Source organism: Exiguobacterium sp. s191 (assembly GCF_018618955.1).
GTDB lineage: Bacteria > Bacillota > Bacilli > Exiguobacteriales > Exiguobacteriaceae > Exiguobacterium_A > Exiguobacterium_A abrahamii.
This window is the reverse complement of sequence record NZ_JACSNC010000001.1, coordinates 1706089-1730667: the sequence shown is the minus strand read 5'-3', so window position 1 is coordinate 1730667 and position 24579 is coordinate 1706089. Positions and strand designations below refer to the sequence as shown.

Here is a 24579-nt window from a genome sequence, read left to right as displayed (position 1 = left end):
TCATCATATCATGTTTAGATAGGTTACGAGTCATTCAAAAGGAGGAGATCTCGATGCGTAAAAGAGAAATTGGACTAATTGCTGCATTGATTGCTGCGACATCTGTCGGAATCCGAGAATGGAAGAAAAATCAGGCGTTTACGCAACGCGTCAAACAAGAGACAGAAATGCACGTACGCCAAGCAATCGTGGAGGGTCAGACAGATGGAACAGATGAAGACACTGCAACAAAAGGTTGATGCGACGATTCGCTCACTCGGCGGTTATTTTCGGCCGCTATCTGGTCTCGCGCGCCTGACGGAAGAAGTCGGTGAGGTCGGAGAAGCACTGGAACAAAATGATTTAGAAGCCCTTCGCTCAGAGCTTGTCGACGTCTTGATGATTTCGACCTGTCTTGCGAATCAATACGTGGCGGATCTTGCAGCACAGCATGAGACGCTCGGGACAGCAAATGATGATCAGGACGGTTCGTTTTATCGACTCGTGCATGAGACCGGACAAATCGCACGTGTCATGAACGGGTATGAAGGCGATAAACCGCCGAAAGCGAAAGACAAGATTGTTCCGATTGGTCATTCCTTAGCACGTCTGCAACGCGAACTGTTTCGGTTAGCGCGACCACTTCAACTTGATTTGCTGACAGAAATCGACCGGACGAATGAAAAGAATCTGAAGCGGGATAAAACACGCTTCGCGTTGACGCGTGATCCCATCACGGAAGAGACGATTGATCATTTCCGGAGTGCGACAGGAAGTGATGCGCGCCTCTGGGGAGCCCCTGTGTACGAGGAGAGTCAAACGATCGAGGACAATATGGAAGCAGCATTACCGTCACTCCGGCGTTTCCTCCGATGTGCGTCGATTGAGGGGATCGAGGCATTCGTCTTCGAAGCACCGATGGAACGCTCGCGTAGTTTGGTTGAAGTGAAAGAACTAGCAGACGAAATGGGGCGCTTGATCAAAGAGCGGACACCGCTTGACTTCAAGGATTCACCGTATCGGTTGGAAGTCTTTGCGCCACAACTCGGTCCAATCTCGCCGTATCACGCAGAAGACGATCATCGGATGTTCCTTGTTCTCTATATCGATTAAATAAATAAGGAACTGACTCAAAAAAAGAATGACCCGTCACACGCCACTCCTACAGGAAACAGCGCATTTGCGCTGTCAGAGACAATCAAGACCCGCTTTCCTGCTTGAATGAAGCAGGAAAACTGGCTTGTGTCTCGCCTGAGGAAAGGCATGAAAAGACGCGTCATTCTTTTTGTTACGAGATAAGGGTGGCAGATTATCATTCTGCCACCCTTATCTCGTGGAGATTGACTTTTGAGTCAACCTTTTATTTTTAATGTGAACGAGACGATGCTGCCTCATCTTGAGTCTGCCATTTTTTCATGAAGCGCTGAATCCGAGCGATTGCTTCTTGGAGTTGTTCAATCGAACTCGCGTAACTTGCCCGGACATAACCTTCACCGCTTGCTCCGAAGACGGATCCTGGAACGACGGCGACGCGCTCAGCGAGTAGTAGTTGCTCAGCAAACTGTTCACTCGTCAGTCCGGTATGACCGATGTACGGAAAGGCATAGAAGGCGCCACCTGGTAAGTGTGTTGGGAGACCTGCATCGTTTAACGCCTTAACGAAGTAGTTCCGGCGTTGACGATAACTCGTCACCATGTCAGGGACCGTTTTATGACGAGAACGCAGTGCTTCAATGCCCGCGAATTGAACGAGTGTCGGGGCACACATCATCCCGTATTGATGGACCTTCAGCATCGATTGTGTGATTGCAGGTGGCGCACAAGTGAAACCGAGCCGCCATCCTGTCATCGCGAAGGCTTTCGAGAAACCGTTGATGATGATCGTCCGCTCTCGCATACCGGGAAGGGTCGCGAAGCAGATCGCTTCCGTTTCGTAGGACAGTTCCGCATAGATTTCGTCACTGATGACATATAGATCATGCTTTTGGACGAGTAACGCTAGGTCCGCTAATTGATCGCGCGACATCGTCGAGCCTGTCGGATTCGATGGGAAACAGAAAATGATCGCTTTCGTCTTATCTGTCAGCAATTGTTCGATCGTTTCCGGTTGAATCGCAAAACCGTCTTCTGCATGACACGCAGCGGCGACAGGAATGCCACCAGCGAGTTCAATCAAAGGGGCATACGAGACGAATGCCGGTTCGACGACGATGACTTCATCACCGGGATTGATCAAACTACGAAACGCAAGGTCGAGTCCTTCTGAGGCTCCAGTCGTGACGATGATCTCCTCCGTCGTCGAATAGGAGATGGCGAATTTTTCTTGCATGTAAAGTGCGATTTCCTGGCGTAACTCGAGTAAACCGGCGTTGGCACTATACGCTGTATAACCTTGCTCGAGTGCTGCGAAGCTCGCTTCGCGAACATTCCATGGCGTGACGAAATCAGGTTCGCCGACACCAAGGGAGATGACGTCTTCCATCGATCCTGCTAAATCAAAGAAACGACGGATGCCAGATGGGGCTAGCTGTTCGACACGTTCAGATAGAGACTTCATGGAGACACCTTCAATCGTTTGTCGTCATCATCCTGACTGAAGAGAACACCATCGTGCTTGTAGGTCTTCAAGCGGAAATGGGTCGTCGTCGAGATGACGGAGTCGAGCGTCGATAATTTTTCCGAAACGAATTGAGAGACTTCTTGTAGCGATTTGCCATCAAGTACGACTTGTAAGTCATATGCGCCCGACATCAGATAAAGGGACGTCACTTCCGGGAAACGATGGATGCGCTCCGCTACCTCGTCAAAACCGCGTCCACGTTTCGGTGTGACTTTGACATCGATGAAAGCTGTCACGCCATGATGGGCATGAATCTTTTGCCAGTCGATGACAGCGGTGTAACCGAGTAGGACACCGTCGCGTTTGAATGTCTCGATGGAAGCTGCTACTTCTGACGCTTCCCAGTCGAGCATTTGCGCAAGCAAGTCCACGTCCATCGGACCATTTTGTGTTAATAATGCTAATAATTCGAGTTGTTTTTCGGTGTACATGGGATCACTCACTTTCTGTCAATTGACCATTAAAGGTACGGCGGGTCTGGCGCAATCGTGCGCGTCGCTCAGCCTGGACGATATGGAAGTTCTTCATTTCATTTGTCGGAAGTTGGTGTTTTTCAACGAGGCGTTCAAAAAAGACGTGTCGCGCTGCATCCTGACGCGCGGATTCATGATTACCCGACGGATTGAAAGCATATAAGACGGTCGCGCGCGCCGGGTGCAGTATTAAATGTTCCTTGCCGACGCGTAAGATCCAATCCCAGTCCCAGTAGTTGAAGACGTCCTCATCAAATGGACCGAGTTGATCGTGGAGCGATTTACGGTAGAGTGACCCGGACGGAATATACGTCGAGTCTTCTCGAATCGTCTCCGGATCGTACGGATACGCGAATGGCTCAGAATCGATTGCAATCCGGTGATCCTCATCCCAGCGATACGTAAAGAGTTCCGCGTCCGTATAGGTGAGGTCGGCACCAGCTTCGAGATCGCCGACCGCTTCTTCGAGGTGACTCGGTAATAAGAGGTCGTCATCGTCATGAAGTAAGATATACCGACCGGAAGCGAGCGTGACACCATGATTTCGAGCACGAACATGATGGTTTTCAGGTAACTCGACATAGGTTAGTTGAAGACGGTCCTGATACGCAGTCGTCACTGCTGAGACATCGTCTCCATTATTGTTTAAGACGATGACTTCGAAGTCTTGATAGTGTTGACGCGTCAATGCTTCTAGCGCTTCTGCTAATTCACGAGGACGATTGTACGTCGGAATGATGATGGATACGGTTGGCATCAGTGATCGCTCCTTGAACAAAGACACCTGTCCAGGAACAGGTGTCTTCTTGTTTTTTACATGTTTGCTTCAATGCGTGGTAGCAATTCGTTCCATTCTGCTTCTGGTTCTTTCGTAACCGTCACGAAGTCGCCGTAAGCGAATAGATTGTCGATGCCATCGAGGGCGATCAATGATGCGAGCAACGCATCTTCAGGTGTATCTTCTTTTTTGACACTCGTACTTTTAGCACCGAAGCGCTGTTCTTCGAGCGTGATTTTGACGGAATTCGGATTTGGTGTGTAATCGACTTGCATGAGGTAAGCTCCTTTCAACGTACATACGTATATGCCGTCTTTTCGTGATAGATGGATGGAATCCTTCTTCCTGATAGACGGAAGATCGATACGTTCAGTATATCAGAAAATTCGAAGAGAATATTTTTCTTCTAGTAGGAGAAATGGACCATCTTTATTTTAACGGTTCACTTGACCTTATAATGCATTTTACTCGCTATCTCAATATATCTCAAAAGGCGTCATGATGCCTTTTTTAAATTGTTTGACCTGAATTTCAAAGCAAGGGGTTATTTTTTTGAATTTCAGTGATAACCTATATCTTGTACATTAACAGGTTTAAAAACGGCTAAAACGTCTATATATAGAGTGATACTTGTAGAGTCCTTTCTATATGTAGGACGTCTTTTTTTAGTTTAGCGTATTTCATTGTGTAATGCGAACCTGTTTAACGATAGAGAATGGGAGTGGTTCATAGTGGCATCTCCACTGAATACAGCACGCATCTTTAAGGGTGCAATGACAATAGAAGACGTATATGTCGTGATTAGACAAGCAACGGAAACTTATCCGGAGCTTGATATCGACCGCTATACTGAACGTGCCATCCGAGCGCTTGAAGGAAAATCCCTACAAGCCGATCAAGTCTATGAACTGTTAACGATGCACGCACTCGATATGTTAAAGGCAGAAGAGCCGAACTGGACATTCGTAGCGACAGCGACTTACTTAAATCGGTTATACCTTGAAGCAGGTGAAAACCGCGGATATGCAGCAGAAGAACGGTATGGTTCGCTGTATACGCTGATTGAAAAACTGACAGAAATCGGCATCTTCACGAAACATTTACTAGATGCGTATTCGAAAGAAGACATCAACGAACTGTCGGCAACGATCGATCCATCCCGCGATCACTTGTTCACATACATTGGTCTTCGAACACTGGCAGACCGGTACCTCGCACGTGATCACGTCAAAAACTTGTACGAGCTACCACAAGAACGATTCATGGTCATCGCGATGACACTGATGCAGAACGAACCGAAAGAACGTCGTTTAGAACTCGTCAAAGAGTCTTACTGGGCATTGTCGAATCTCTACATGACAGTTGCGACTCCGACGCTTTCGAACGCTGGTAAGTCTTACGGTCAACTTTCTTCATGTTTCATCGATACAGTCGATGATTCGCTACGTGGCATCTACGACTCGAACACGGACGTGGCGACACTTTCTAAAGGTGGCGGCGGAATCGGCGTCTACATGGGTAAGATTCGCTCACGCGGATCAGACATCAAAGGCTTCAAAGGCGTCTCAAGCGGTGTCATCCCGTGGATGAAACAATTGAACAACACGGCAGTCAGCGTCGACCAGCTCGGTATGCGCCAAGGATCTATCGCGGTGTATCTCGACATCTGGCATAAGGATATTCTCGAGTTCCTGGACGCGAAGCTCAACAACGGGGATGAGCGACTTCGGACACACGACTTGTTCACAGGCGTCAACTTACCGGACCGTTTCATGCGTGCCGTCGAAGCACGAGAAGACTGGCATTTATTTGACCCACACGAAATTCGGACAGTCATGGGCTTTAGCCTCGAGGATTACTTCGATGAGACGGAACAAGGTGGCAGCTTCACGGAACGATACGAAGCATGTGTCAACGAGCCACGCCTCAGCAAAAAAACAGTTCCAGCAATCGATCTCGTCAAACGCTACATGCGTTCGCAACTTGAGACAGGGACGCCATACATGTTCTTCCGTGACGCCGTTAACCGTGCGAATCCGAATAAACATGCAGGCATGATCTACTCGTCAAACCTGTGCTCAGAAATCATGCAGAACATGAGCCCGACGACCGTGACGGAAGAATACACGGAAGACGGTAAGATCATCGTCACGAAGACACCTGGGGACTTCGTCGTCTGTAACTTGTCATCGATCGCACTTGCACGTGCAGTTCGTTCTGACGTCCTAGAGCGATTGATTCCGATTCAAATGCGGATGCTTGATAACGTCATCGACTTGAATACGATCGATGTCCCGCAAGCACAATTGACGAATCAAAAATACCGTGCCGTTGGTCTTGGGACGTTCGGTTGGCACCATCTGCTCGCACTCGAAGGCATCCGTTGGGAATCGGTCGAAGCGGTACAATACGCAGACCGTCTCTACGAGAAGATTGCTTACTTGACGATCGATGCGTCGATGCAACTTGCGAAAGAGAAAGGCGCGTACCGTCTCTTCAAAGGTTCGGAATGGCAAACAGGAGAGTACATCAAACGTCGCCACTACAAAACGACGGATGAACTCGATTGGGATCGTCTCCAAGCCGACATCACGGCGTACGGAATGCGTAACGCATACTTGATGGCAGTCGCACCGAACTCATCAACGGCAATCATTGCGGGTAGTACGGCATCGATTGATCCAATCTACAAAAAAGTCTACTCGGAAGAGAAGAAAAACTATAAGATTCCAGTCACCGTTCCAGATTTGACACCGGAAACGAACTGGTTCTATAAATCAGCGTTTGAAATCGACCAGTTATGGAGCATCCGTCAAAATGCTTCGCGTCAGCGTCACATCGACCAAGCGATCAGTTTCAATCTGTACGTGAAAAATAACGTCAAGGCGAAAGAATTACTCGAGATGCACATGGAAGCGTGGCAACTCGGGATGAAGACGATCTACTACACGCGTTCGACGACGGTTGAAATCGACGAATGTGAATCGTGTTCATCATAAGATAAGGAGGACGATATCATGAAGGCAGCAATCGTATATGCGTCATTGAGTGGAAACACGGAGGAGGTGGCAGAACTCGTCGCGAAGACGTGTTCTGAGATGGGAATCGAGCCGACGATGTTGTTTGCGGATGAAGTGACGACGTATCAGTTAATGCCTTATGATATCGTCTATTTTGGTTCGTATACGTGGGGAGATGGGCAACTACCCGACGATATGCGCGATTGTCTCAGAACCGTTCTAAAGGAGAGTTCGCATGCGATTCCGCAGGCAGCTGTTTTTGGAACAGGGGACAAGATGTTCGTCAAATATTGTCGCGCCGTTGATGAGATGGCCTATCATCTCTCGAAATTCGGTGTACCGCTTGCTGGAGAACTGTTGAAAATCGAACAGTCACCACGCAATCGCCCACATCTCGTCAAGGAATGGACGAAACGGACCATTCTTCAATTACAGCAAGAAGGAGTCGAAGCACATGGAACAGCTACAAAAAATCAAACTGCTTGATGCACGTCATCCAAATCGCGCGACAGCGATCATCGGTGGCGAAACGAGTGCCATCGTCAACTGGAACGACATTGCGTATCCACAGTTTTATTCGATTTACAAACAACTGTTATCGAACTTCTGGATCCCAGATGAGATCTCGATGTCGAAGGACATGCAACAGTGGAATCAATTAAGCGAACGGGAACAGGATGCCTTCAAACGAATCATCGGGCTACTCTCGATCCTTGACTCGGTTCAGACACGTTATATCTTGGAATCGGCAATGTTCACGTCGGATTCGTCCGTTCATGCGATTCTCGCGATCATCGCGCAACAGGAAGTCGTGCATAATCAATCGTACAGCTACGTCTTATCCAGCTTAGTTCCATTGGCTGAACAAAACCGGATTTTTGATATCGCGAAAGACGATGACATGGTCATGAAGCGTAATGCATTCATTCTTGATTTATACGAAGATTTCCAAAATGACCGGACTCCAGAGAACTTCGCGAAATCGCTCGTTGCTTCGATCGTTCTTGAAGGAATCAACTTCTATTCGGGCTTTGCCTTCTTCTATAACTTAGCGCGTCACCAAAAGATGGTCGGAACATCGACGATGATCAGTTATATTCAACGTGATGAATTACAACATTCGTACTTCATCAGCCAATTGTTACGTGCTGTCTTGTCGGAGCATCCGGAAATTGATGCCGATGGCTCATTCACACAATTCGTTTATGACACGTTCAAGCGTGCCGTTGATCTTGAAATCGAGTGGAGCGAATACGTTTTACGTGATTTAGACGGACTTGATGTCAGTGAGATGCGTGATTACGTTAAATATCTCGCGAACAAACGCCTTCGCGTCATCGGTTTGTCGGATCTCTATGAAGGGCACGACGAAGACGTCATGCCATGGATTCGTGCGTATTCAGATGATTCGATGAACGCGACGAAATCGGACTTCTTCGAACAAAAATCACGTTCGTATGCGAAAGTAACCGATGCGAATGGATTTGACGATCTGTAAGTGAAGTGAACGGTATGTGGAAAGGACTAACTGATAAAGTTTTGTTGAAACTATTCAGTTAGTCCTTTTTCTAACGGTTGAAATAATCGAAAATTCAGATATCAAAGGAGGTGGTCCGGAAAAGTGCACAAAAAAGCAGCTGCGAAATCGCAACTGCTTAGTACGGCAGTGAAGAATGGCCTTCAACTGCGCGTTGCACTCATGTTGTACGCCAATACAACATGAATAGAGGTAGTGTTTAAATACTTAATTTATACGATACTACATATGCGTATTCAGGTAAAACTTTATTTGATTGATGTTGCGAGTCATTCTTCCCTGCTAAAAGGGAAGGAGGTAACTACTAATGTGTATCCTTACTCCGCATCAACGAGCGGCTCATTTGGTACGTGGACATTTTCGTCGCGATAAATGGATTGAAGAACACTTTCGTTCAGGTTCGTTTGTGAACGGTCATTGTCAATTACGATTTGATTTTTGAGTAATTAATCAACCGTCTTAAATTGTGATTGCTTCACATCATGATTTCCTTTACGCTAGGACAGGTGAGGTCTTGCTCGACTCCTGCGGAAAAACAAGTCATCATGACCCTGGAAGATGCGACGCATCTGAAGCGGCATGAGGGCTTGTCCGCGGAAAGCGAGCAGACCGAGACTGTCCGTTTTTATTAGAGCGTTTTGAAAGTCGCTCACATCACTTTTCGGTATCTGTTTTTTAGGTCAATTGAGTAAAAGAACAAAAAAAGGGCCGAACTCGGAAAGTTCGGCAGAATCAGGGGGAATACTTGAAGTCTTGCTACTAAAATGTTCCCTTGTGAAATAAAAAATAAACAAATTCCAAAAATATTTTTTACGATACAAGAAAAGTGTGTTATTATAAGTTGATGAATTTAGTTAGGGAGTGTATACATTATGGCAAACTTTGAAAAAGACCAAGTCGTTACTGGTAAAGTAACTGGTATTCAAAACTTCGGTGCTTTCGTAGCACTTGACGAGCAAACACAAGGTCTCGTCCACATCTCAGAAATCTCACACGATTACGTAAAAGACATCAACGATTACGTAAAAGTTGGCGATGAAGTAACTGTTAAAGTTCTCGACATCGACGAAGCTAACAAAAAAATGAAGCTTTCGATCAAAGCAACTCAGGAAGCTCCAAAACGTGAAGCACGCGCGAAAGGTCCACGCAAAAACGCTGGACGTCGCGATGCAGGTCCTGCTTTCAAACAAGAAGAAGCACCTGGATTCAACGTTCTTAAAGGTAAATTGGAAGAATGGATTGAAAAATCAAACTTCCAAAAATAAGCCACATGAGAGAATCGACATCGGTCGGTTCTCTTTTTTTATGCGATTTTTACATAGAATAAGCATTAAATTAGATGCGAAAGGGGAATGTGTGGATAATGTAAGGTGTTCATTACTTATTGAGGAGGCAACACAGATGGAAAACTTTGAATATCGCAATCCAACAAGACTTATTTTTGGTGACGGTCAAGTCAGCCAACTGAAACCACAACTCGAAGCACTCGGTGCAAAGAAAGTCATGCTCGTCTTCGGTGGCGGCAGTATTAAACGTAATGGCGTCTATGATGATGTCACACGTGAACTCAACGCGGCAGGAATCGAGTACGTCGAATGCGACGGTGTCGAACCGAACCCGCGTATCGAGACAGCAGAGCGCGGTATCAAAATCGCACGTGAAGCAGGCGTTGACGCATTGCTTGCACTCGGTGGCGGTTCTGTCATCGACTGCACGAAATTGATTGCTGCTGGTATTCCTTATGAAGGCGAAGCATGGGATCTCGTCATCGGCAAAGCAACACCAGAAACAGTCATCCCATTCGGAACAGTCTTGACGCTTGCAGCAACAGGTTCTGAGATGAACTCAGGATCCGTCATCACGAACTGGAAGACACAAGAGAAGTACGGTTGGGGTAGCCCGCTTACATTCCCGACATTCTCGATCCTTGATCCGAAGTACACAGTCAGTGTGCCAAAAGATCAAACAATCTACGGTATCGTCGATATGATGAGCCACTGCCTCGAGCAATACTTCCACCCTGCGCATGCACCGGTCCAAGAACGGATGACAGAAGGTGTCATGAAAGCAGTCGTCGAAGCAGCACCAAAACTCGTCAACGATCTCGAGAACGTTGAACTTCGTGGCACGATTCTCTTCGCTGGTACGATGGCACTCAACGGTGTCCTTCAAATGGGCGCACGCGGCGACTGGGCATCACACAACATCGAGCATGCCGTCTCAGCTGTTCACGATATCCCGCACGCAGGTGGACTCGCGATCCTCTTCCCGAACTGGATGCGCCACGTGCTTGACGAATCAAATGCACATCGTTTCGTGACACTCGGTGAGAACGTCTTTAACGTTGATACGGAAGGTAAATCAGAAATGGAAGCGGCACATGCGACAATTGACGCAATTAGTGCTTTCTGGACATCACTCGGTGCACCGAATCGTCTTGCTGATTACGACATCAAAGAAGATACAGTTGACGCAATCGTCAAGTCAGCAATGACACGCGGCGACTTCGGAAACTTCAAATCACTTGGAAACGAAGACGTTCGTCAAATCGTGACAGCTGCCCTATAACAATCTGTAACATTTGCTACTCATTTCACAAAAGACTTGAACGACCTTCCTTCTTGCGTTTTAATGAAAAGGAAGGTCGCATTTCGTTGCGAATGAATAAGGAGGACGATGGCATGTCAACAGTACGTTTTGATTATTCGAAAGCCCTACAATTCGTAGGTCAACATGAAGTAGATCATATGGCGGAAACGGTAAAGACGCTTCACCATGCGATTCATGCAGGAACAGGCGCAGGAAGTGATTTCTTAGGATGGGTGGATCTTCCGACGAACTACGATCAAGCGGAGTTTGCACGTATTCAAGCGTCTGCAGAAAAAATCAAGTCGGATTCTGATGTGTTGTTAGTCGTCGGAATCGGCGGTTCATATCTCGGAGCGCGTGCTGCGATCGAGATGCTCGGACACTCATTCCATAACTTGTTATCAAAAGAAGATCGCAAAGCACCACAAATCATCTATGCAGGACATAATATCTCATCGACGTATCTGCACGATTTATTCGAAGTCCTCGAAGGAAAAGATGTATCGGTCAACATCATCTCGAAATCGGGTACGACGACAGAACCAGCAATTTCGTTCCGTCTCTTGAAATCGTTCATGGAAGAGAAATACGGTAAAGCAGAAGCAAAACACCGGATTTATGCAACGACGGATAAAGCGCGTGGTGCATTAAAAACACTCGCAGACTCTGAAGGATATGAAACATTCGTCATTCCGGACGATGTCGGCGGTCGTTTCTCTGTTTTGACACCGGTTGGTCTATTACCAATCGCAGCAGCTGGTATTTCAATCGAAGAGTTGATGCAAGGTGCCCGTGATGCGCAAGAGCGCTATGCGAGCGAAAACCTAGCTGACAACGAAGCGTATCAATACGCGGTCGTACGAAATGCGCTCTATGCGAAAGGGAAGACGATCGAGCTTCTCGTCAACTACGAACCAGCACTTCATTATGTATCGGAGTGGTGGAAACAATTATACGGCGAGTCAGAAGGAAAAGACTTCAAAGGAATCTTCCCAGCAGCAGTCGACTTCTCGACGGATCTCCACTCGATGGGACAATACGTCCAAGAAGGTCGTCGTGACCTGTTCGAGACAGTCATCAAAGTCGGTCAAGCGCGTCATGCGTTGACTGTTGAAGAAGATGCTCAGGATCTCGATGGATTGAACTTCCTTGCAGGTAAGTCAATTCAATTCGTCAACGATAAAGCGGCAGAAGGTACGTTGCTTGCGCACACGGACGGACAAGTACCGAACTTGACAGTCGAACTTCCAGAGATGACACCGTATCACCTCGGATTCCTGTTCTACTTCTTCGAAAAAGCTTGTGCGATGAGTGGTTACCTCCTCGGAGTGAACCCATTTGATCAGCCAGGCGTCGAAGCGTACAAGAAAAACATGTTCGCTCTTCTTGGGAAACCAGGATTCGAAGCAGAAAAAGCAGAACTCGAAGCACGTTTGAAGTAATGTAAAACGACAGTCGATCGTTCCCTAGTGGAACATCGGCTGTTTTTGTGTTTACCGGATGATAGTAGGCTATCATTTTCCAGATTTACAGGTAATCCTAGCGTTTTCACTTTTAGAATACCCGTGAAACAGGTAAAGTGAAGTTAGAAGAAGAAATGAGGTGCACGTACGTGATTACATTCTTGGATTATTATCAAAATCAAGTAGAGTTAAGTTTTGATGACCATCCGTTCTCGGATCGTCCTTTGCACGTGTGGGTCATTGCCGTGTACGAAGGAAAATGGTTACTGACCCATCATAAGCAGCGTGGTTACGAATTTCCTGGTGGAAAGGTTGAACCGGGTGAAACGGCAGAAGAAGCCGCACGTCGTGAAGTGATGGAAGAGACGGGTGGGAAAATCGATTCTCTCTCATATGTCGGACAATATCGTGTTGCCGGAAAAGGCGATACGATCATCAAAAACATCTATTTCGCGCAAATCGGATCATTGTCGTCTCATCTTGCCGTGGATGAAACAGATGGTGCTTTTCTATTCGAGGAACTCCCTGATCGTCTCGATACGAATCGACAATACAGCTTTATGATGAAGGACCGTGTCCTTCCGGAGACGCTCCGTGTACTTAGCGAACGCCGATTGGTTTGAACTTCCGCGGCAAGGTCCGTTTCGGACGTTTCGGATGTTTTATACCACAGCGGACGGAGAACGGGTCGGTGCCTATATCGTACTCCCGCAAGTCGCGAACGGTCAGGGAATTCTCTACTTGCGTGGTGGAACGCGTTCGATCGGAATGGTCCGACCGACACGACTGCTCGCGTTCGCACAGGCAGGTTTTTTTGTCATGGCACCTTTCTATCGAGGGAATCTAGGCGGTACGGGAAAAGAAGACTTTGGACATCATGATATCGAAGACGCCTGCAGTGCCTTTGACTGGTTGCAGCAACGTGTCTCGCATGTTCACGCATTTGGATTTTCACGTGGTGGACAGATGGCATTGCTCCTTGCGCATCACCGTCCAGTCGCCCGAACGGTGTCCTGGGCAGGGGTGACGGAGTTGACGTGGACGTATGAAGAGCAGAAGACGATGCAAAAGATGCTGCGGCGATACACGGGAGGTACACCAGACACGGTTCCTGATGAATACGCGGTTCGCTCGCCGCTCCATGTCGAACCTCAAGGTGAAGTATTATTGATTCACGGTGCATACGACGAGAACGTTCGTTTACGACACGCAACCGCTTATGCTGCACGTCATCCTGAGCAGACGACGCTTCAGACTTATGCCTATGCCCATCAATTTCCGATTCATGACAAGTTGCGTGTGACACGGAATGTGTTGAATTGGTTTGAGACTGGTATCTATAATCGATAATTTAGCCGGTACGATGAATGTCGTATCGGTTTTTTTGTCATCTGAAAAATTGAACTTACATACATAATGGGAAAAAAAGAATATTGATTCGTTGTAAAAAACAATAAACTTCCTGAAAAATAAATTTTGATATAATTAGAACCATATGAGTAATGTAGAGGGGGATGGAGGACGATGGATATCTTACTAGCACGTCAACCCATCGTTGACCGAATCGGAGCAGTTGATGCATTCGAGTTACTGTATCGTTCCGTCAAACAAATGAATGTATTCGACGGTGATCTAGCGACGATGGATGTTTTAACGAATACACTCGTTCATATGGGTGTAGAGCATGTCGCTGAAGGTAAAAAACTTTTCGTCAACTTTACAGCGGATCTCTTGAAAAGTGATCTGATTCACTATTTAGATCCAAAACGGTTCGTTATCGAAATTTTAGAAACTGTTGATATCGATACAGAGATGTTATCTGTGTTGCACAGTTGGAAAGAAGCAGGTTTTACACTAGCACTCGATGATTTTGTGACCGATTTACTTCGTCAACATGGAACAGAATTATTCGCGCTAATTGATTTAATTAAAATCGACATCGAGGCGATTCCTACTCGCGAGCAAAGTGCGATCCTGCATATCGTCCGGCGTAATTATCCCCACATCAAGATGCTTGCCGAACGAGTCGAGACACATGAGGATCATACACGTTGTCTTGACATGGGATATGACTGGTTTCAAGGCTATTTTTACGCTAAGCCAATGTTGATGAAGGGAAAAGCTGTCCCTCCTCAATTGCCGGTATTGCTGAAGATGCTAAAATGGCTCGATACGGATGAAAAATACGATGAGGTCATTGATGAGATCGAAGCAAATCCTTATATCAGTATTCAAGTACTACAATTGATCAATTCTCCGGGAATGGGATTACGCAATACAGTCAGCTCTGTTCGACAAGCCATTTCACTACTTGGCTTCTCACAACTCAAAAGCTGGATTTCGTTAATCGTCTTGCGTGAGATGAAGCTTGCTAGTCCTTACGAATGGTCAAATGAGTTACTTCGGTCTTCCTTGCACTGCGCAAAACTTTGTGAGTTATTTGCGAAAGAGACGTGTACGTTAAAGCCGGAGAGTGCTTATATGATCGGTCTGTTATCACACATAGATGCGCTGTTATCTGTGGATATCGACGACATCATCGACCAACTGCCAATTGAAGATTCTCTGAAGATCGTTCTGCAAGGAAAAGATCATCCGTTTCGGGATTGTTTAGTGCTTGCGATCAGTGCAGATCGCGGTGATTTCGATCAGTTCGAACTGCTCAGTCAACGTTTAGATGTCTCACTTCCACGAGCCTATGCGCTACTAGCAGAAAGTCAGGAATGGCTCAAACAAAAAGAAACACATCTTCAAGAAAAAACGGATTCTGTTTTAGAGTGAAAATGAAGGGGCTGACTCAAAAAAGAATGACTCGTCTTTTCACGCCCTTTCCTCAGGCGAGACACAAGCCAGTTTTCCTGCTTCATTCCAGCAGGAAAGCGGGTCTTGTTTGTCTCTGATAGCGCATAAATGCGCTTTTTCCTGTAGGAGTTGCGTGTGACGCATCATTCTTTTTTTGTTGACCATGAATTGATTTTCTTAAGAGATGTACCGATTTCTAAACATAAAAAAAGAGCCCGAAGGCTCTTTTTTTATAGGCGTGGACCAGCTGACTTGATCGCATCCGTCGCACTTTCGAAGCGAAGGAAATTGTGTTGGAATTTCTCAGCAAGCGACCGCGCTTGTGTGTCGTATTCGTCCGGATTCGACCAGACGCGTACCGGATTGAGTAACTCGCTTGGAACACCTGGAACTTCAAGTGGCATATGAAGTCCGAAAATCGGATGTTCTTCTGTTGGAATCGTTGCGAGTGTGCCGTTGACGGCAGCATTGACCATCGTCCGTGTATACGATAGCTTCATACGACTACCTGTTCCGTAAGCACCACCTGTCCAGCCTGTGTTGACGAGATAAACAGTGACACCATGACGATCAATCAATTCGCCGAGCATCGTCGCATATTTTTCAGGCATCAGTGGAAGGAACGGTGAACCGAAGCATGTTGAGAATGTTGCTTCCGGTTCCGTGACACCGCGTTCTGTTCCGGCGAGTTTTGATGTATATCCTGATAGGAAGTGATACATCGCTTGTTCTTTCGTCAATTTACTGATCGGAGGCAAAACACCGTACGCATCAGCCGTCAAGAAGACGATCGTCTTCGGATGACCAGCACGTGAAGGAACAGCGATATTATCAATCGCTGTGATCGGATAAGCAGCACGCGTATTTTCCGTCAACGATGTGTCATCGTAATCAGGGTGACGGGCTTCGTCGAGCACGACGTTTTCAAGGACGGTTCCGAAACGGATCGCGTCAAAGATTTGCGGTTCTTTTTCGCGTGATAAGTTAACGGTCTTTGCATAACATCCACCTTCGATGTTGAAGACACCGTCGTGCGACCAACCATGCTCATCGTCTCCGATCAATTGACGGCTATCGTCTGCTGAGAGGGTGGTCTTACCAGTACCGGATAGACCGAAGAACAAGGCGACGTCGCCTTCGTGTCCGACGTTTGCCGAGCAGTGCATCGAAAGGACATTTTCTTGTGGCAAGAGATAGTTCATGACGGAGAAGATCGATTTTTTGATTTCTCCCGCGTATTCCGTTCCACCGATCAGGACGATCCGATGTTCGAACGACATCGCGATGAACGTTTCGGAGTTCGTTCCGTCAACGGCAGGATCTGCTTTGAAATGTGGCGCATAGACGACCGTGAACGGTTCGAAGGCAGCCACTTCAGGATACTCGCGTAAAAAGAGTTGTTTGGCAAACAGGTTATGCCAAGCGTATTGTGTGAGCACACGGACCGGAAGGGTGAAGTGCGTATCTGCTCCAGCAGCAGCTTCTGTGTAGTAGAGCTGGTCGGCTTCGTTCATGTAACGAAGAACCTTTTGCAACAATTGTTCAAATTTGTCTCCATCCATTGGTTGGTTGACATGCCCCCAATCAATGTGAGACTCGCAGGAAGAATCACGGACGATGAACTTATCTTTTGGTGAACGACCTGTAAATTTCCCCGTTTCTACAGATAATGCACCGTTCTCAGCAAGGACACCTTCTTCGTTTCGAATCGCATGTTCGACAAGTTCAGCAACAGATAGTTGTTTGAACACATGCTCTTTCTTGAGTAGTTCTTCGATATTCAGGACCGTCATCGGCATCCTGACCCCACCTTTCCCCTACGTTGGTTTTGGCTCACTGTATTTAGTATGACACATTTATTATATATGACATACTAAAGAGAGAGCAATCATTTTCTGGTGCTGATTTCTATTTATCTGGAAACGCTTTCAGCATTAACAGTTTAACATCTCTTTCAAAAAGTTTCGACTAGAATTTGAAACCTTGCTTGACAGAGTAGGTACAACTTTATATCATGTAATTCGTAACGGATACTCTTATTCTGAGCAGGTGGAGGGAACAAGGCCCGAAGAAACCCGGCAACCGTCCTACATTAATTCACATATTAATGAGGGAAAAGGTGCTCTCCTGAAGCGAAGTAAACACTTCGAACGATAAGAGGGTAAAGGAAGAACGCACAACCTTTCCCTGACCATTTTTTGGACTTGGAAAGGTTTTTTTCATTTTACCGTCCCACTCAACTAGGGGAAATGAGTACACCGTCAAATTCTTTTTTGGGAGGGTCATACATGACAAACCTTAATCGCCGACTATTCACGTCGGAGTCAGTCACTGAAGGTCATCCAGATAAAATCTGTGACCAAATTTCGGATTCAATTCTTGATGCAATCCTCGCAGCGGATCCAAACGCACGTGTTGCAGCAGAAACTTCTGTTACAACAGGTCTCGTTCTCGTTGCAGGTGAGATCACGACATCGACTTACGTCGACATTCCAAAAGTCGTCCGTGAAACGATTCGTGAAATCGGCTACACACGCGCGAAATACGGTTTTGACGCGGACACATGTGCTGTATTGACATCAATCGATGAGCAATCAGCAGACATCGCTCTTGGTGTCGACCAAGCGCTTGAAGCACGTGAAGGTAGCATGTCTGATGCAGAAATCGATGCAATCGGTGCAGGAGACCAAGGTCTCATGTTCGGTTACGCAACGAAAGAAACACCAGAACTCATGCCACTTCCAATCTCGCTTTCACACCGTCTCGCACGCCGTTTGGCAGAAGTGCGTAAAAACGGTCAACTCGACTACCTTCGTCCAGACGGAAAAACACAAGTCACGGTCGAATACAACGAGAACAACGAGCCGGTTCGTGTCGATACGATCGTCATCTCGACACAACATGCAGAAGAAGTCACGCTTGAGCAAATCCAAGCTGACTTGAAAGAACACGTCATCACACCGGTTATCCCGGCTGAATACATCGACGCAGCAACGAAATTCTTCATCAACCCAACTGGTCGTTTCGTCATTGGCGGACCACAAGGAGATGCTGGATTAACTGGTCGTAAGATCATCGTTGATACGTATGGTGGATACGCACGCCACGGCGGTGGAGCATTCTCAGGTAAAGATCCAACAAAAGTCGACCGTTCAGCTGCATACGCAGCACGTTACGTCGCGAAGAACCTCGTTGCTGCAGGTCTTGCAGACAAAGCAGAAGTTCAACTCGCGTACGCAATCGGTGTCGCGCACCCAGTATCAATCGCGGTTGACACATTCGGTACAGGAAAACTTCCTGAAGCGCAACTCGTCGAATTGGTTGCTGAAAACTTCGATCTTCGTCCGGCTGGAATCATCAACATGCTTGATCTCCGTCGTCCGATCTATCGTCAAACAGCTGCATACGGTCACTTCGGTCGTACAGATGTTGAGCTTCCATGGGAGCAAACAGATAAAGCAGCAGTTCTTGAAGAACAAGCAAAACGTTTCGCATAATCAAAAAGTCCGAAAACCCTACGCGGGTTTTCGGACTTTTTTGTTTCCGTGGAACTTTGCAGGAAACGAATGTTTTTTCTAGAAGAGGGTAAAAGTACATGAGTCGATTCGTATGAATACAAAGGGGGGTTCCGATTATGGAAATACGCGAAGCTATTCCAGCTGATGCAGGACGTATTCATGACATTGCCGTCACATCTTGGTTGGATACGTATGCAGAAATCTATTCCGAACGTTCGAAAGCGCATTTCGTGCAGGAGGCGTATCCGCAAGAAGAAGTCGTTCGTGCGATCCGGACGGCGGAAGAAGCACGGGGAGAGTATTTTTATGTCGGAATCATCGATGAGGAAATCGTCGGTTTCATTCATGCTGTTGATGTTGAGGGAACGTGGGAGATCATTCGTCTGTACGTCTTGCCGAAATATCAGCAAAACGGAATCGGACGACGGCTGATCCGTGAACTCGAACGACAAGGAGCCGTCCCACTCGAAGTATACGTGGAGGCACGTAACTATAAAGCACGTCAGTTCTTAACCTCATTCGGTTTTGAAGAACTCAGTGAGATGACGGAAGAAGTCTTTGGGCAAGTAGAATCTGTCATTCGTCTTCGCCATGTCGCCTCATGAAATCCGTCTTGGGACGGTTTCGTGTGCGTTTGAAATAAGGTATCGTAAAAAGGAAGTATGAAGTGAAGAGGTGAGTTTGTGGTTGAACAACCAACAGGAATCATCGTATTAGTCTATCCGTTACAACTGCGTGCCCGTCCGAGTGAAGCCTTGATTCGGGTACTCGAACGAGAGTATGAAGTATTACTTGTCGACGCACCACGTCGCATCTCGTTTGAAGAGCATGGTCAACTGTTAAAAGAAGCATTACGTGAAGCCGGGAAACGCAAGCTACCGATTCATATCGTCGCCTGTAGCATGGGCGCACTCGTCGTTAATCGCCTGTTGCAAGAATATGAATTACCGGTCGCAAGCCTTGCGTTCATTTCACCGTTGTTTGATTGGCACCCTTCGAAACAACTCGGAGGCGTCAAACAAGTCTTCGCGAGTGCATTCGATCGTTTCCGGCCCGATGCACCACTCGGTACGTTGCCGTTTGGTCAAAGTACGGAAGATACCGTTCGCATCGGTGAACTGACCTATGCGCAGTACCGGGAAATCGAAGAAGAGATCGTCGTACATGACGAGGAACGAAAAAAACTGCCGCGTGTGAATTTGGCTTGTTTTTATGCACCAGACGATCAGTTCGCGGACGTCAAGTTGACGCTTGAAGTATGCCGGAAAATGGGTGGCGATCAGATTTACTTACAACGTCTACACGGTTTTCCACATTTTAGTTTCGAACGGTTGAACACACGGTTTGCAGAAAAATTAATGTTGTTCTTTAAGCTTGTTGAAGAATGAAATAACAAAAGTGATGCCTCTAAAAAGGGGCATCACTTAAGACTGAAGATAAAGTGCTATTTTTCTCCAATGAGAAGGATTGCGCTTTTTTGTTCGTCTCGCATCGTTTTCCAAGGACAAGCATCGCGCCGCTTCGCTGCAGGGTCGCTCTGGCTTGTGTCTCGCCTGAGGAAAGGGCGTGAAAAGGCGCGTCATTTTTTTGGCGTCAGCCCTTTTGTCTACAATCTGAAAAGTGATGCCTCTAAAAAAGGGCATCACTTTTTTGTGTCCCATCATCCTCGTACTTTTTTCTCGATCGCGATGATGAACGGGGGATGATTTTGTTGATTCAAGAAACGGTACTGGAGAACGGCATAATCTTGCTGATCAAGGGCTGTGACGTAATCGAGGACAGCGTCGCGTTCCCGTTTTCCTTCCAGGTGACCGTGATAGACGACGAGGACGACAAGACCGCCGGGAGCGAGGACCGGGAGGAGGGCATCGAGTGCTTCGAGCGTCTCTTCTCCTGTCGTCGTGATTGATTTGTCGCTTCCAGGCAGGTATCCGAGATTGAAGACACCGGCGCGGACAGGACGTTGTTCGTCCGAAAGACGGGCACCGACATGGATGTGGCTTTCATGATAAAGGTCGACGCGTGCTAACATTCCGGCTTCGTCGAGACGTCGCGTCGATTCCTCGATGGCTTGTGCCTGGACGTCGAACGCAAGAACCCTTCCTTCTGGACCGACGCGTTCTGCTAAAAACTGTGTATCATGTCCATTTCCGGCAGTCATATCGACGACGCAGTCTCCGGGTTCGATAACGGACTCGAGTAATTGTTTCGTATAAGATAGTACACGGGCAAGTGACATGGCATAGACTCCTGTTCCTATAGTCTGTTTTTCTAGTAATGGTTCAGTATGTGCAAGATTCTTTCTGCATTATATCATTTTTTGATTCGTTGACGAAAAGCGAAGTGGCTTGACAGTTAGGGGACGGATTGCGTAAAGTGGCAAGGTTGAGAATGAAATAGGAGGACCACAGGTATGCCAAAATTACCAAAAGCGGTCTGGATCCTCGTCCTTGCGATGGCCATCAATACGACGGGATCCTCTTTTTTATGGCCGTTTAATACATTATATATTCATGAATATTTAGGAGAGTCGATGACAAAAGCAGGGATGGCATTGTTCGTCAACTCGGCCTTAGCAATCGTCGGAAACTACTTAGGTGGAAAAGCGTTTGACCGTCTCGGTGGCAAGAAGACGCTTGTCATCAGTGTCATCGGACTTGTCCTGTCTTCCGTCGGCTTGTTGCTATTTCATCAGACGTACCTCGGATACGTCGCGATGCTTGGATTGATTGGATTCGTCGGTGGGATGGTTTTTCCGACGATCTACGCGATGACGGGTGTCATCTGGCCGGAAGGCGGGCGCCGTGCCTTTAATGCGATCTATGTCGCACAAAACGTCGGTGTAGCGCTCGGGACAGCAGTCAGTGGTCAAATCGCTGCCTTTTCGATTCAGTACATCTTCATCGCCAATCTCGTCCTCTACATCGCCTTTGCCATCATTTTGTTCGTTGGTTTGTCCTGGATTCAGGCACCGGCGCGGATGCATGCGGCGCATGACGAAATCGAAACGACACGCACACCCCTTGCACGCGGTGCGGCACGGACGATGTTGCTCGTCTCGATTGGTTATGCCTTACTTTGGTTCGTTTATGTGCAATGGCAAGGAACCTTTGCCGTACACACGAAATCGCTCGGTGTCACGATTTCCGAGTACTCGATTCTTTGGACGATCAACGGAGCACTCATCGTGTTCGCACAACCTTTACTAACACCAATTCTTCGTTGGTTTGGAGATGACTTAAAGCGACAATTGATGACCGGTACAGGAATCTTCCTCTTGTCTTATCTGATCGTTCCGTTCGCAGGCGGCTTCAAGATGTTCCTCGTCGCGATGATCATCCTGACGATTGGTGAGATGTTCATCTGGCCAGCAGTTCCTGCTATGGCAGCGAGACTCGCGCCGATCGGAAAAGAAGGAGAATTCCAAGGGTACGTCAATATTGCTGCTTCAGCGGGGCGGATGATCAGTCCGACCGTTGGAGGGTTGATCTACGATGTATCAGGTATGTCAGCGGTCTTCTTGACATTAATTGGATTGATTCTGTTAGCGGGCGTCGTCTTCCTTCGTGCTATTCCAAAAATCACATCATGAGCATCATCTGTAAGACAGCGGACATTATGACCGCTGTCTTTTGTTACGTCATTCGTTAGAAAATCATAAAATAAACATTTAATAATATGGAATATTTCGGCAAAGAAACGGGTACTTTCTAATCAAGAACTTGAAAAAGAAAGGTCATATGAACGTTGCTTCTTTTTGACTGGAGGTGCACGAATGGAAAGGTGTCAATTCATCACAGATGCCGCAACTTGGACGACACACGTACAGCAACAGCCTCTTGATATCTTCTACAGTCACCAATACGTCACGCTCAACGCTAGACCGTCTGAGCAAGCGGTGCTATTCCGTTATGAAGGTGATGCAGGAACCCTGTTCTATCCCTTTTTGAAGCGCCGGATTTTTGATACGCCTTATTCGGATCTCATCACGCCGTATGGCTATGGTGGACCGGAAATCATCGGTCAACTGACTGCGACTGAAATGCAGCATGCACGCTTATTGTTTGAAAGATGGGCAGAGCGAGAAGCGATCGTCTCGGAAATGATTCGCTTTAATCCATTGACGGGTAATGAACGCTTCATGCGGGATTGGACGAAAGTCTCCTTCATCCGTCATACAACGAGTATCGATTTACGACCTTCACTAGAGGACATCATGCAGACATTTCATAAGAAGACAAGAAGTATGATTCGCAAGTCGCTTGCCTCTCCTTTAACCGTTAGAACAGGAACACGAGACGACCTACCTGTCTTTGTAGCGTTGTATCATGAAACAATGGACCGAAAGAATGCTTCGGCTCATTACTATTTTACGGACAGTTATTTTGAACAATTATTTGAAGCAAATCCACTCTGTGAGCCATTGTTACTGATTGCGGAAATCGACGGAGAACCTGTTGGTGGATACTTCGTATTGCTCGGAAAAGAATATGCCCACGGTCATTTGATTGGTTGTAAGCGGGACGAAGCGAAGATGTTCCCGAATCAGCGACTCGAGTACGAAGCGATTCTTCAGGCGAAAGCACGCGGTCTCGTCGAACAACATCTCGGGGGTGGATATCAAGAACGGGATAGTCTCTTTGAGAGTAAATGCCGTTACACCGGGTATCGTTTATTTGAGTATCATCAAGGAAAATCGATTCTTCAACCAGCCGTATACGATCAGTTATGTATACGATACGGGTCAGATGCTGATTCAGATTATTTTCCGGCTTACCGACAAACCAGTGTCCAAATGGCGACAAGTTAAACAGTAACTAAATGAAGAAGGCGAAACGACTACATCGTGTAGTCGTTTTTTTGATATGCTGAAATCATGATAGATCAATTAAGGGGGATGTGTCTTGAAAAAACGAGGTCTTATTTTTGATATGGATGGGGTCATCTTAGATAGTGAAATCCGCTACTTTGAGGTCCATCAGCAAATGTTCAAAACGTTATCGATTCCGCTCGATCCAGTTCAGTATGCGACGTTCATGGGAAAAACAGGAGATGAGATGTGGGAAGAACTTGTCGCGCAACACGACCTTCCAGAAACAGCGAGTGCGTTACTTGAGGAAGAACATCGCTTGTTTCAAATTCATGCAAAACCGGAGGAGTGTGGGTTAAAAGAGGGAGTCAGACAAGTCATTGAACAAGCGGCGTCTCTTGATTACGATATCGGGATCGCCTCCTCGAGTTCGCTTCAAAAAATCGAACGCGTCATCCGTCATTATGAGCTTCCAATCACACATTACGTCAGTGGGGAAGAAGTCGTGCGTTCAAAGCCTGATCCTGCGATTTTTCATCTTGCAGCATCACGAATCGGGCACGCACCTGAAGATTGTCTCGTCATTGAAGACGCTGCGAACGGGATGATCGGCGCTAAAGCAGCAGGTATGGAAGTGATTGCGCTTCTCGATGATCGGATGCCGATGCAACGTCTAGAACAAGCGGATCATGTAGCGCGATCGCATGCAGAAATCGAGGAAATTTTACGGAAGCGTTGACGCTTGAGGAAGAAACAGATTACACTAGGAAAAGATAGTCAATTGCATGGAACTGAAGTAGTAGGGGAAAGGTGCCGTCAAGAGAGCTGGTGGAAGGTGCGAACCAGTCGGTAACAACCGTGAACTCGTCAGGGAGCACGATTCGTGAAGTCGTAGTAGCGAATCCGGTCTTTCACACCGTTATCCGTGAATCAAGCGGTCTGTCATAGACAGACAACGTGGGTGGTACCGCGGAAGCCAAACCGGTCTTT

General features: G+C 47.0%; 23 protein-coding genes, 1 riboswitch and 1 other annotated feature (1 of these 25 only partly in view). Of the genes, 17 read left to right on the top strand and 6 right to left on the bottom strand.

Annotated elements, in window-relative coordinates:
- Positions 1–53 precede the first annotated feature (53 nt).
- Positions 54–239: a hypothetical protein gene (locus KNQ09_RS09155; RefSeq protein ID WP_064299469.1), complete on the top strand. Its 186-nt coding sequence runs from the start codon at positions 54–56 to the stop codon at positions 237–239.
- The gene (locus KNQ09_RS09150; RefSeq protein ID WP_251138118.1) at positions 205–1092 is read left to right on the top strand and encodes a MazG nucleotide pyrophosphohydrolase domain-containing protein; all 888 of its coding nucleotides are present in this window, start codon (positions 205–207) and stop codon (positions 1090–1092) included. Before KNQ09_RS09155 ends, KNQ09_RS09150 begins: the two co-directional genes overlap by 35 nt.
- 253 nt (positions 1093–1345) lie before the next feature.
- On the opposite strand, the gene KNQ09_RS09145 is transcribed toward KNQ09_RS09150, so the two are convergent.
- Genes KNQ09_RS09145 through KNQ09_RS09130 form a run of 4 tightly spaced genes read right to left on the bottom strand, consistent with a single transcriptional unit; the run spans position 1346 to position 4125 of the window.
- The gene (locus KNQ09_RS09145) at positions 1346–2536 is read right to left on the bottom strand and encodes an aminotransferase (protein WP_214858190.1); all 1191 of its coding nucleotides are present in this window, start codon (positions 2534–2536) and stop codon (positions 1346–1348) included.
- Positions 2533–3030: an Lrp/AsnC family transcriptional regulator gene (locus tag KNQ09_RS09140; RefSeq protein WP_050678638.1), complete on the bottom strand. Its 498-nt coding sequence runs from the start codon at positions 3028–3030 to the stop codon at positions 2533–2535. Before KNQ09_RS09140 ends, KNQ09_RS09145 begins: the two co-directional genes overlap by 4 nt.
- A gap of 4 nt (positions 3031–3034) precedes the next feature.
- Complete coding sequence (locus tag KNQ09_RS09135) at positions 3035–3829, bottom strand: glycosyltransferase family 2 protein (RefSeq protein WP_214858188.1); 795 nt, start codon at positions 3827–3829, stop codon at positions 3035–3037.
- Positions 3830–3885: 56 nt separating this feature from the next.
- Complete coding sequence (locus KNQ09_RS09130) at positions 3886–4125, bottom strand: NifU N-terminal domain-containing protein (protein WP_023469118.1); 240 nt, start codon at positions 4123–4125, stop codon at positions 3886–3888.
- Positions 4126–4581: 456 nt separating this feature from the next.
- Between KNQ09_RS09130 and KNQ09_RS09125 the strand changes: the two genes are divergently transcribed.
- The 9 genes from KNQ09_RS09125 to KNQ09_RS09085 all read left to right on the top strand — a co-directional run bounded on the left by KNQ09_RS09125 (position 4582) and on the right by KNQ09_RS09085 (position 15240).
- Positions 4582–6849 (top strand): ribonucleoside-diphosphate reductase subunit alpha, encoded by a 2268-nt coding sequence (locus KNQ09_RS09125; RefSeq protein WP_214858186.1) that lies wholly within the window; start codon positions 4582–4584, stop codon positions 6847–6849.
- An 18-nt stretch (positions 6850–6867) separates the two neighbouring features.
- On the top strand, positions 6868–7356 hold the full coding sequence (locus KNQ09_RS09120) for a flavodoxin domain-containing protein (RefSeq protein WP_023469116.1): 489 nt from the start codon (positions 6868–6870) through the stop codon (positions 7354–7356).
- A complete protein-coding gene (locus KNQ09_RS09115; RefSeq protein WP_035406099.1) occupies positions 7325–8368 on the top strand; it encodes a ribonucleotide-diphosphate reductase subunit beta in 1044 nt (347 codons plus the stop codon). The genes KNQ09_RS09120 and KNQ09_RS09115 overlap by 32 nt, the downstream gene beginning before the upstream one ends.
- Before the next feature lie 911 nt (positions 8369–9279).
- Complete coding sequence (gene yugI / locus KNQ09_RS09110) at positions 9280–9672, top strand: S1 domain-containing post-transcriptional regulator GSP13 (protein WP_012371159.1); 393 nt, start codon at positions 9280–9282, stop codon at positions 9670–9672.
- Positions 9673–9808: 136 nt separating this feature from the next.
- Positions 9809–10975 (top strand): iron-containing alcohol dehydrogenase, encoded by a 1167-nt coding sequence (locus KNQ09_RS09105; RefSeq protein WP_023469114.1) that lies wholly within the window; start codon positions 9809–9811, stop codon positions 10973–10975.
- A gap of 113 nt (positions 10976–11088) precedes the next feature.
- Positions 11089–12438, top strand: a complete 1350-nt coding sequence (locus KNQ09_RS09100; RefSeq protein WP_050678632.1) for a glucose-6-phosphate isomerase — start codon at positions 11089–11091, stop codon at positions 12436–12438.
- Positions 12439–12608: 170 nt separating this feature from the next.
- On the top strand, positions 12609–13082 hold the full coding sequence (gene ytkD, locus KNQ09_RS09095; RefSeq protein WP_047393467.1) for an RNA deprotection pyrophosphohydrolase: 474 nt from the start codon (positions 12609–12611) through the stop codon (positions 13080–13082).
- Positions 13054–13809, top strand: a complete 756-nt coding sequence (locus KNQ09_RS09090; RefSeq protein WP_214858184.1) for an alpha/beta hydrolase family protein — start codon at positions 13054–13056, stop codon at positions 13807–13809. The genes ytkD and KNQ09_RS09090 overlap by 29 nt, the downstream gene beginning before the upstream one ends.
- 174 nt (positions 13810–13983) lie before the next feature.
- Entirely contained in the window at positions 13984–15240 is a 1257-nt protein-coding gene (locus tag KNQ09_RS09085) for an EAL and HDOD domain-containing protein (RefSeq protein WP_214858182.1), read from the top strand.
- Positions 15241–15491: 251 nt separating this feature from the next.
- On the opposite strand, the gene pckA is transcribed toward KNQ09_RS09085, so the two are convergent.
- The gene (gene pckA / locus KNQ09_RS09080) at positions 15492–17060 is read right to left on the bottom strand and encodes a phosphoenolpyruvate carboxykinase (ATP) (RefSeq protein WP_195864591.1); all 1569 of its coding nucleotides are present in this window, start codon (positions 17058–17060) and stop codon (positions 15492–15494) included.
- Positions 17061–17294: 234 nt separating this feature from the next.
- Positions 17295–17421: riboswitch (SAM riboswitch) on the top strand.
- A 128-nt stretch (positions 17422–17549) separates the two neighbouring features.
- Here pckA and metK point away from each other — a divergent pair.
- From metK to KNQ09_RS09065, 3 genes are all read left to right on the top strand, one after another.
- Positions 17550–18758: a methionine adenosyltransferase gene (metK, locus tag KNQ09_RS09075; RefSeq protein WP_023469108.1), complete on the top strand. Its 1209-nt coding sequence runs from the start codon at positions 17550–17552 to the stop codon at positions 18756–18758.
- A gap of 137 nt (positions 18759–18895) precedes the next feature.
- A complete protein-coding gene (locus KNQ09_RS09070; RefSeq protein ID WP_023469107.1) occupies positions 18896–19384 on the top strand; it encodes a GNAT family N-acetyltransferase in 489 nt (162 codons plus the stop codon).
- Positions 19385–19462: 78 nt separating this feature from the next.
- Positions 19463–20167, top strand: a complete 705-nt coding sequence (locus KNQ09_RS09065; protein ID WP_035396459.1) for a serine aminopeptidase domain-containing protein — start codon at positions 19463–19465, stop codon at positions 20165–20167.
- 272 nt (positions 20168–20439) lie between these two features.
- On the opposite strand, the gene mnmM is transcribed toward KNQ09_RS09065, so the two are convergent.
- Complete coding sequence (gene mnmM / locus KNQ09_RS09060; protein WP_353049754.1) at positions 20440–21039, bottom strand: tRNA 5-(aminomethyl)-2-thiouridylate-methyltransferase MnmM; 600 nt, start codon at positions 21037–21039, stop codon at positions 20440–20442.
- A gap of 153 nt (positions 21040–21192) precedes the next feature.
- On the opposite strand from mnmM, the gene KNQ09_RS09055 reads away from it, so the two are divergent.
- From KNQ09_RS09055 to KNQ09_RS09045, 3 genes are all read left to right on the top strand, one after another.
- Entirely contained in the window at positions 21193–22371 is a 1179-nt protein-coding gene (locus KNQ09_RS09055; RefSeq protein ID WP_064299476.1) for an MDR family MFS transporter, read from the top strand.
- 183 nt (positions 22372–22554) lie between these two features.
- Positions 22555–23589 carry a peptidoglycan bridge formation glycyltransferase FemA/FemB family protein gene (locus KNQ09_RS09050; RefSeq protein ID WP_214858178.1) on the top strand — a complete coding sequence of 345 codons (1035 nt, stop codon included), beginning with the start codon at positions 22555–22557 and terminating at the stop codon, positions 23587–23589.
- A 94-nt stretch (positions 23590–23683) separates the two neighbouring features.
- A complete protein-coding gene (locus KNQ09_RS09045) occupies positions 23684–24328 on the top strand; it encodes an HAD family hydrolase (RefSeq protein WP_214858176.1) in 645 nt (214 codons plus the stop codon).
- 38 nt (positions 24329–24366) lie between these two features.
- Positions 24367–24579 (top strand) — a binding site (T-box leader); it runs 10 nt beyond the window's last position.

Coding starts and splice junctions, on each gene's coding strand:
- KNQ09_RS09155 (WP_064299469.1), top strand. CDS start 54: ATGCGTAAAAGAGAAATTGGACTAATTGCTGCATTGATTGCTGCGACA.
- KNQ09_RS09150 (WP_251138118.1), top strand. CDS start 205: ATGGAACAGATGAAGACACTGCAACAAAAGGTTGATGCGACGATTCGC.
- KNQ09_RS09145 (WP_214858190.1), bottom strand. CDS start 2,536: ATGAAGTCTCTATCTGAACGTGTCGAACAGCTAGCCCCATCTGGCATC.
- KNQ09_RS09140 (WP_050678638.1), bottom strand. CDS start 3,030: ATGTACACCGAAAAACAACTCGAATTATTAGCATTATTAACACAAAAT.
- KNQ09_RS09135 (WP_214858188.1), bottom strand. CDS start 3,829: ATGCCAACCGTATCCATCATCATTCCGACGTACAATCGTCCTCGTGAA.
- KNQ09_RS09130 (WP_023469118.1), bottom strand. CDS start 4,125: ATGCAAGTCGATTACACACCAAATCCGAATTCCGTCAAAATCACGCTC.
- KNQ09_RS09120 (WP_023469116.1), top strand. CDS start 6,868: ATGAAGGCAGCAATCGTATATGCGTCATTGAGTGGAAACACGGAGGAG.
- KNQ09_RS09115 (WP_035406099.1), top strand. CDS start 7,325: ATGGAACAGCTACAAAAAATCAAACTGCTTGATGCACGTCATCCAAAT.
- yugI (WP_012371159.1), top strand. CDS start 9,280: ATGGCAAACTTTGAAAAAGACCAAGTCGTTACTGGTAAAGTAACTGGT.
- KNQ09_RS09105 (WP_023469114.1), top strand. CDS start 9,809: ATGGAAAACTTTGAATATCGCAATCCAACAAGACTTATTTTTGGTGAC.
- KNQ09_RS09100 (WP_050678632.1), top strand. CDS start 11,089: ATGTCAACAGTACGTTTTGATTATTCGAAAGCCCTACAATTCGTAGGT.
- KNQ09_RS09085 (WP_214858182.1), top strand. CDS start 13,984: ATGGATATCTTACTAGCACGTCAACCCATCGTTGACCGAATCGGAGCA.
- pckA (WP_195864591.1), bottom strand. CDS start 17,060: ATGCCGATGACGGTCCTGAATATCGAAGAACTACTCAAGAAAGAGCAT.
- metK (WP_023469108.1), top strand. CDS start 17,550: ATGACAAACCTTAATCGCCGACTATTCACGTCGGAGTCAGTCACTGAA.
- KNQ09_RS09070 (WP_023469107.1), top strand. CDS start 18,896: ATGGAAATACGCGAAGCTATTCCAGCTGATGCAGGACGTATTCATGAC.
- KNQ09_RS09055 (WP_064299476.1), top strand. CDS start 21,193: ATGCCAAAATTACCAAAAGCGGTCTGGATCCTCGTCCTTGCGATGGCC.
- KNQ09_RS09050 (WP_214858178.1), top strand. CDS start 22,555: ATGGAAAGGTGTCAATTCATCACAGATGCCGCAACTTGGACGACACAC.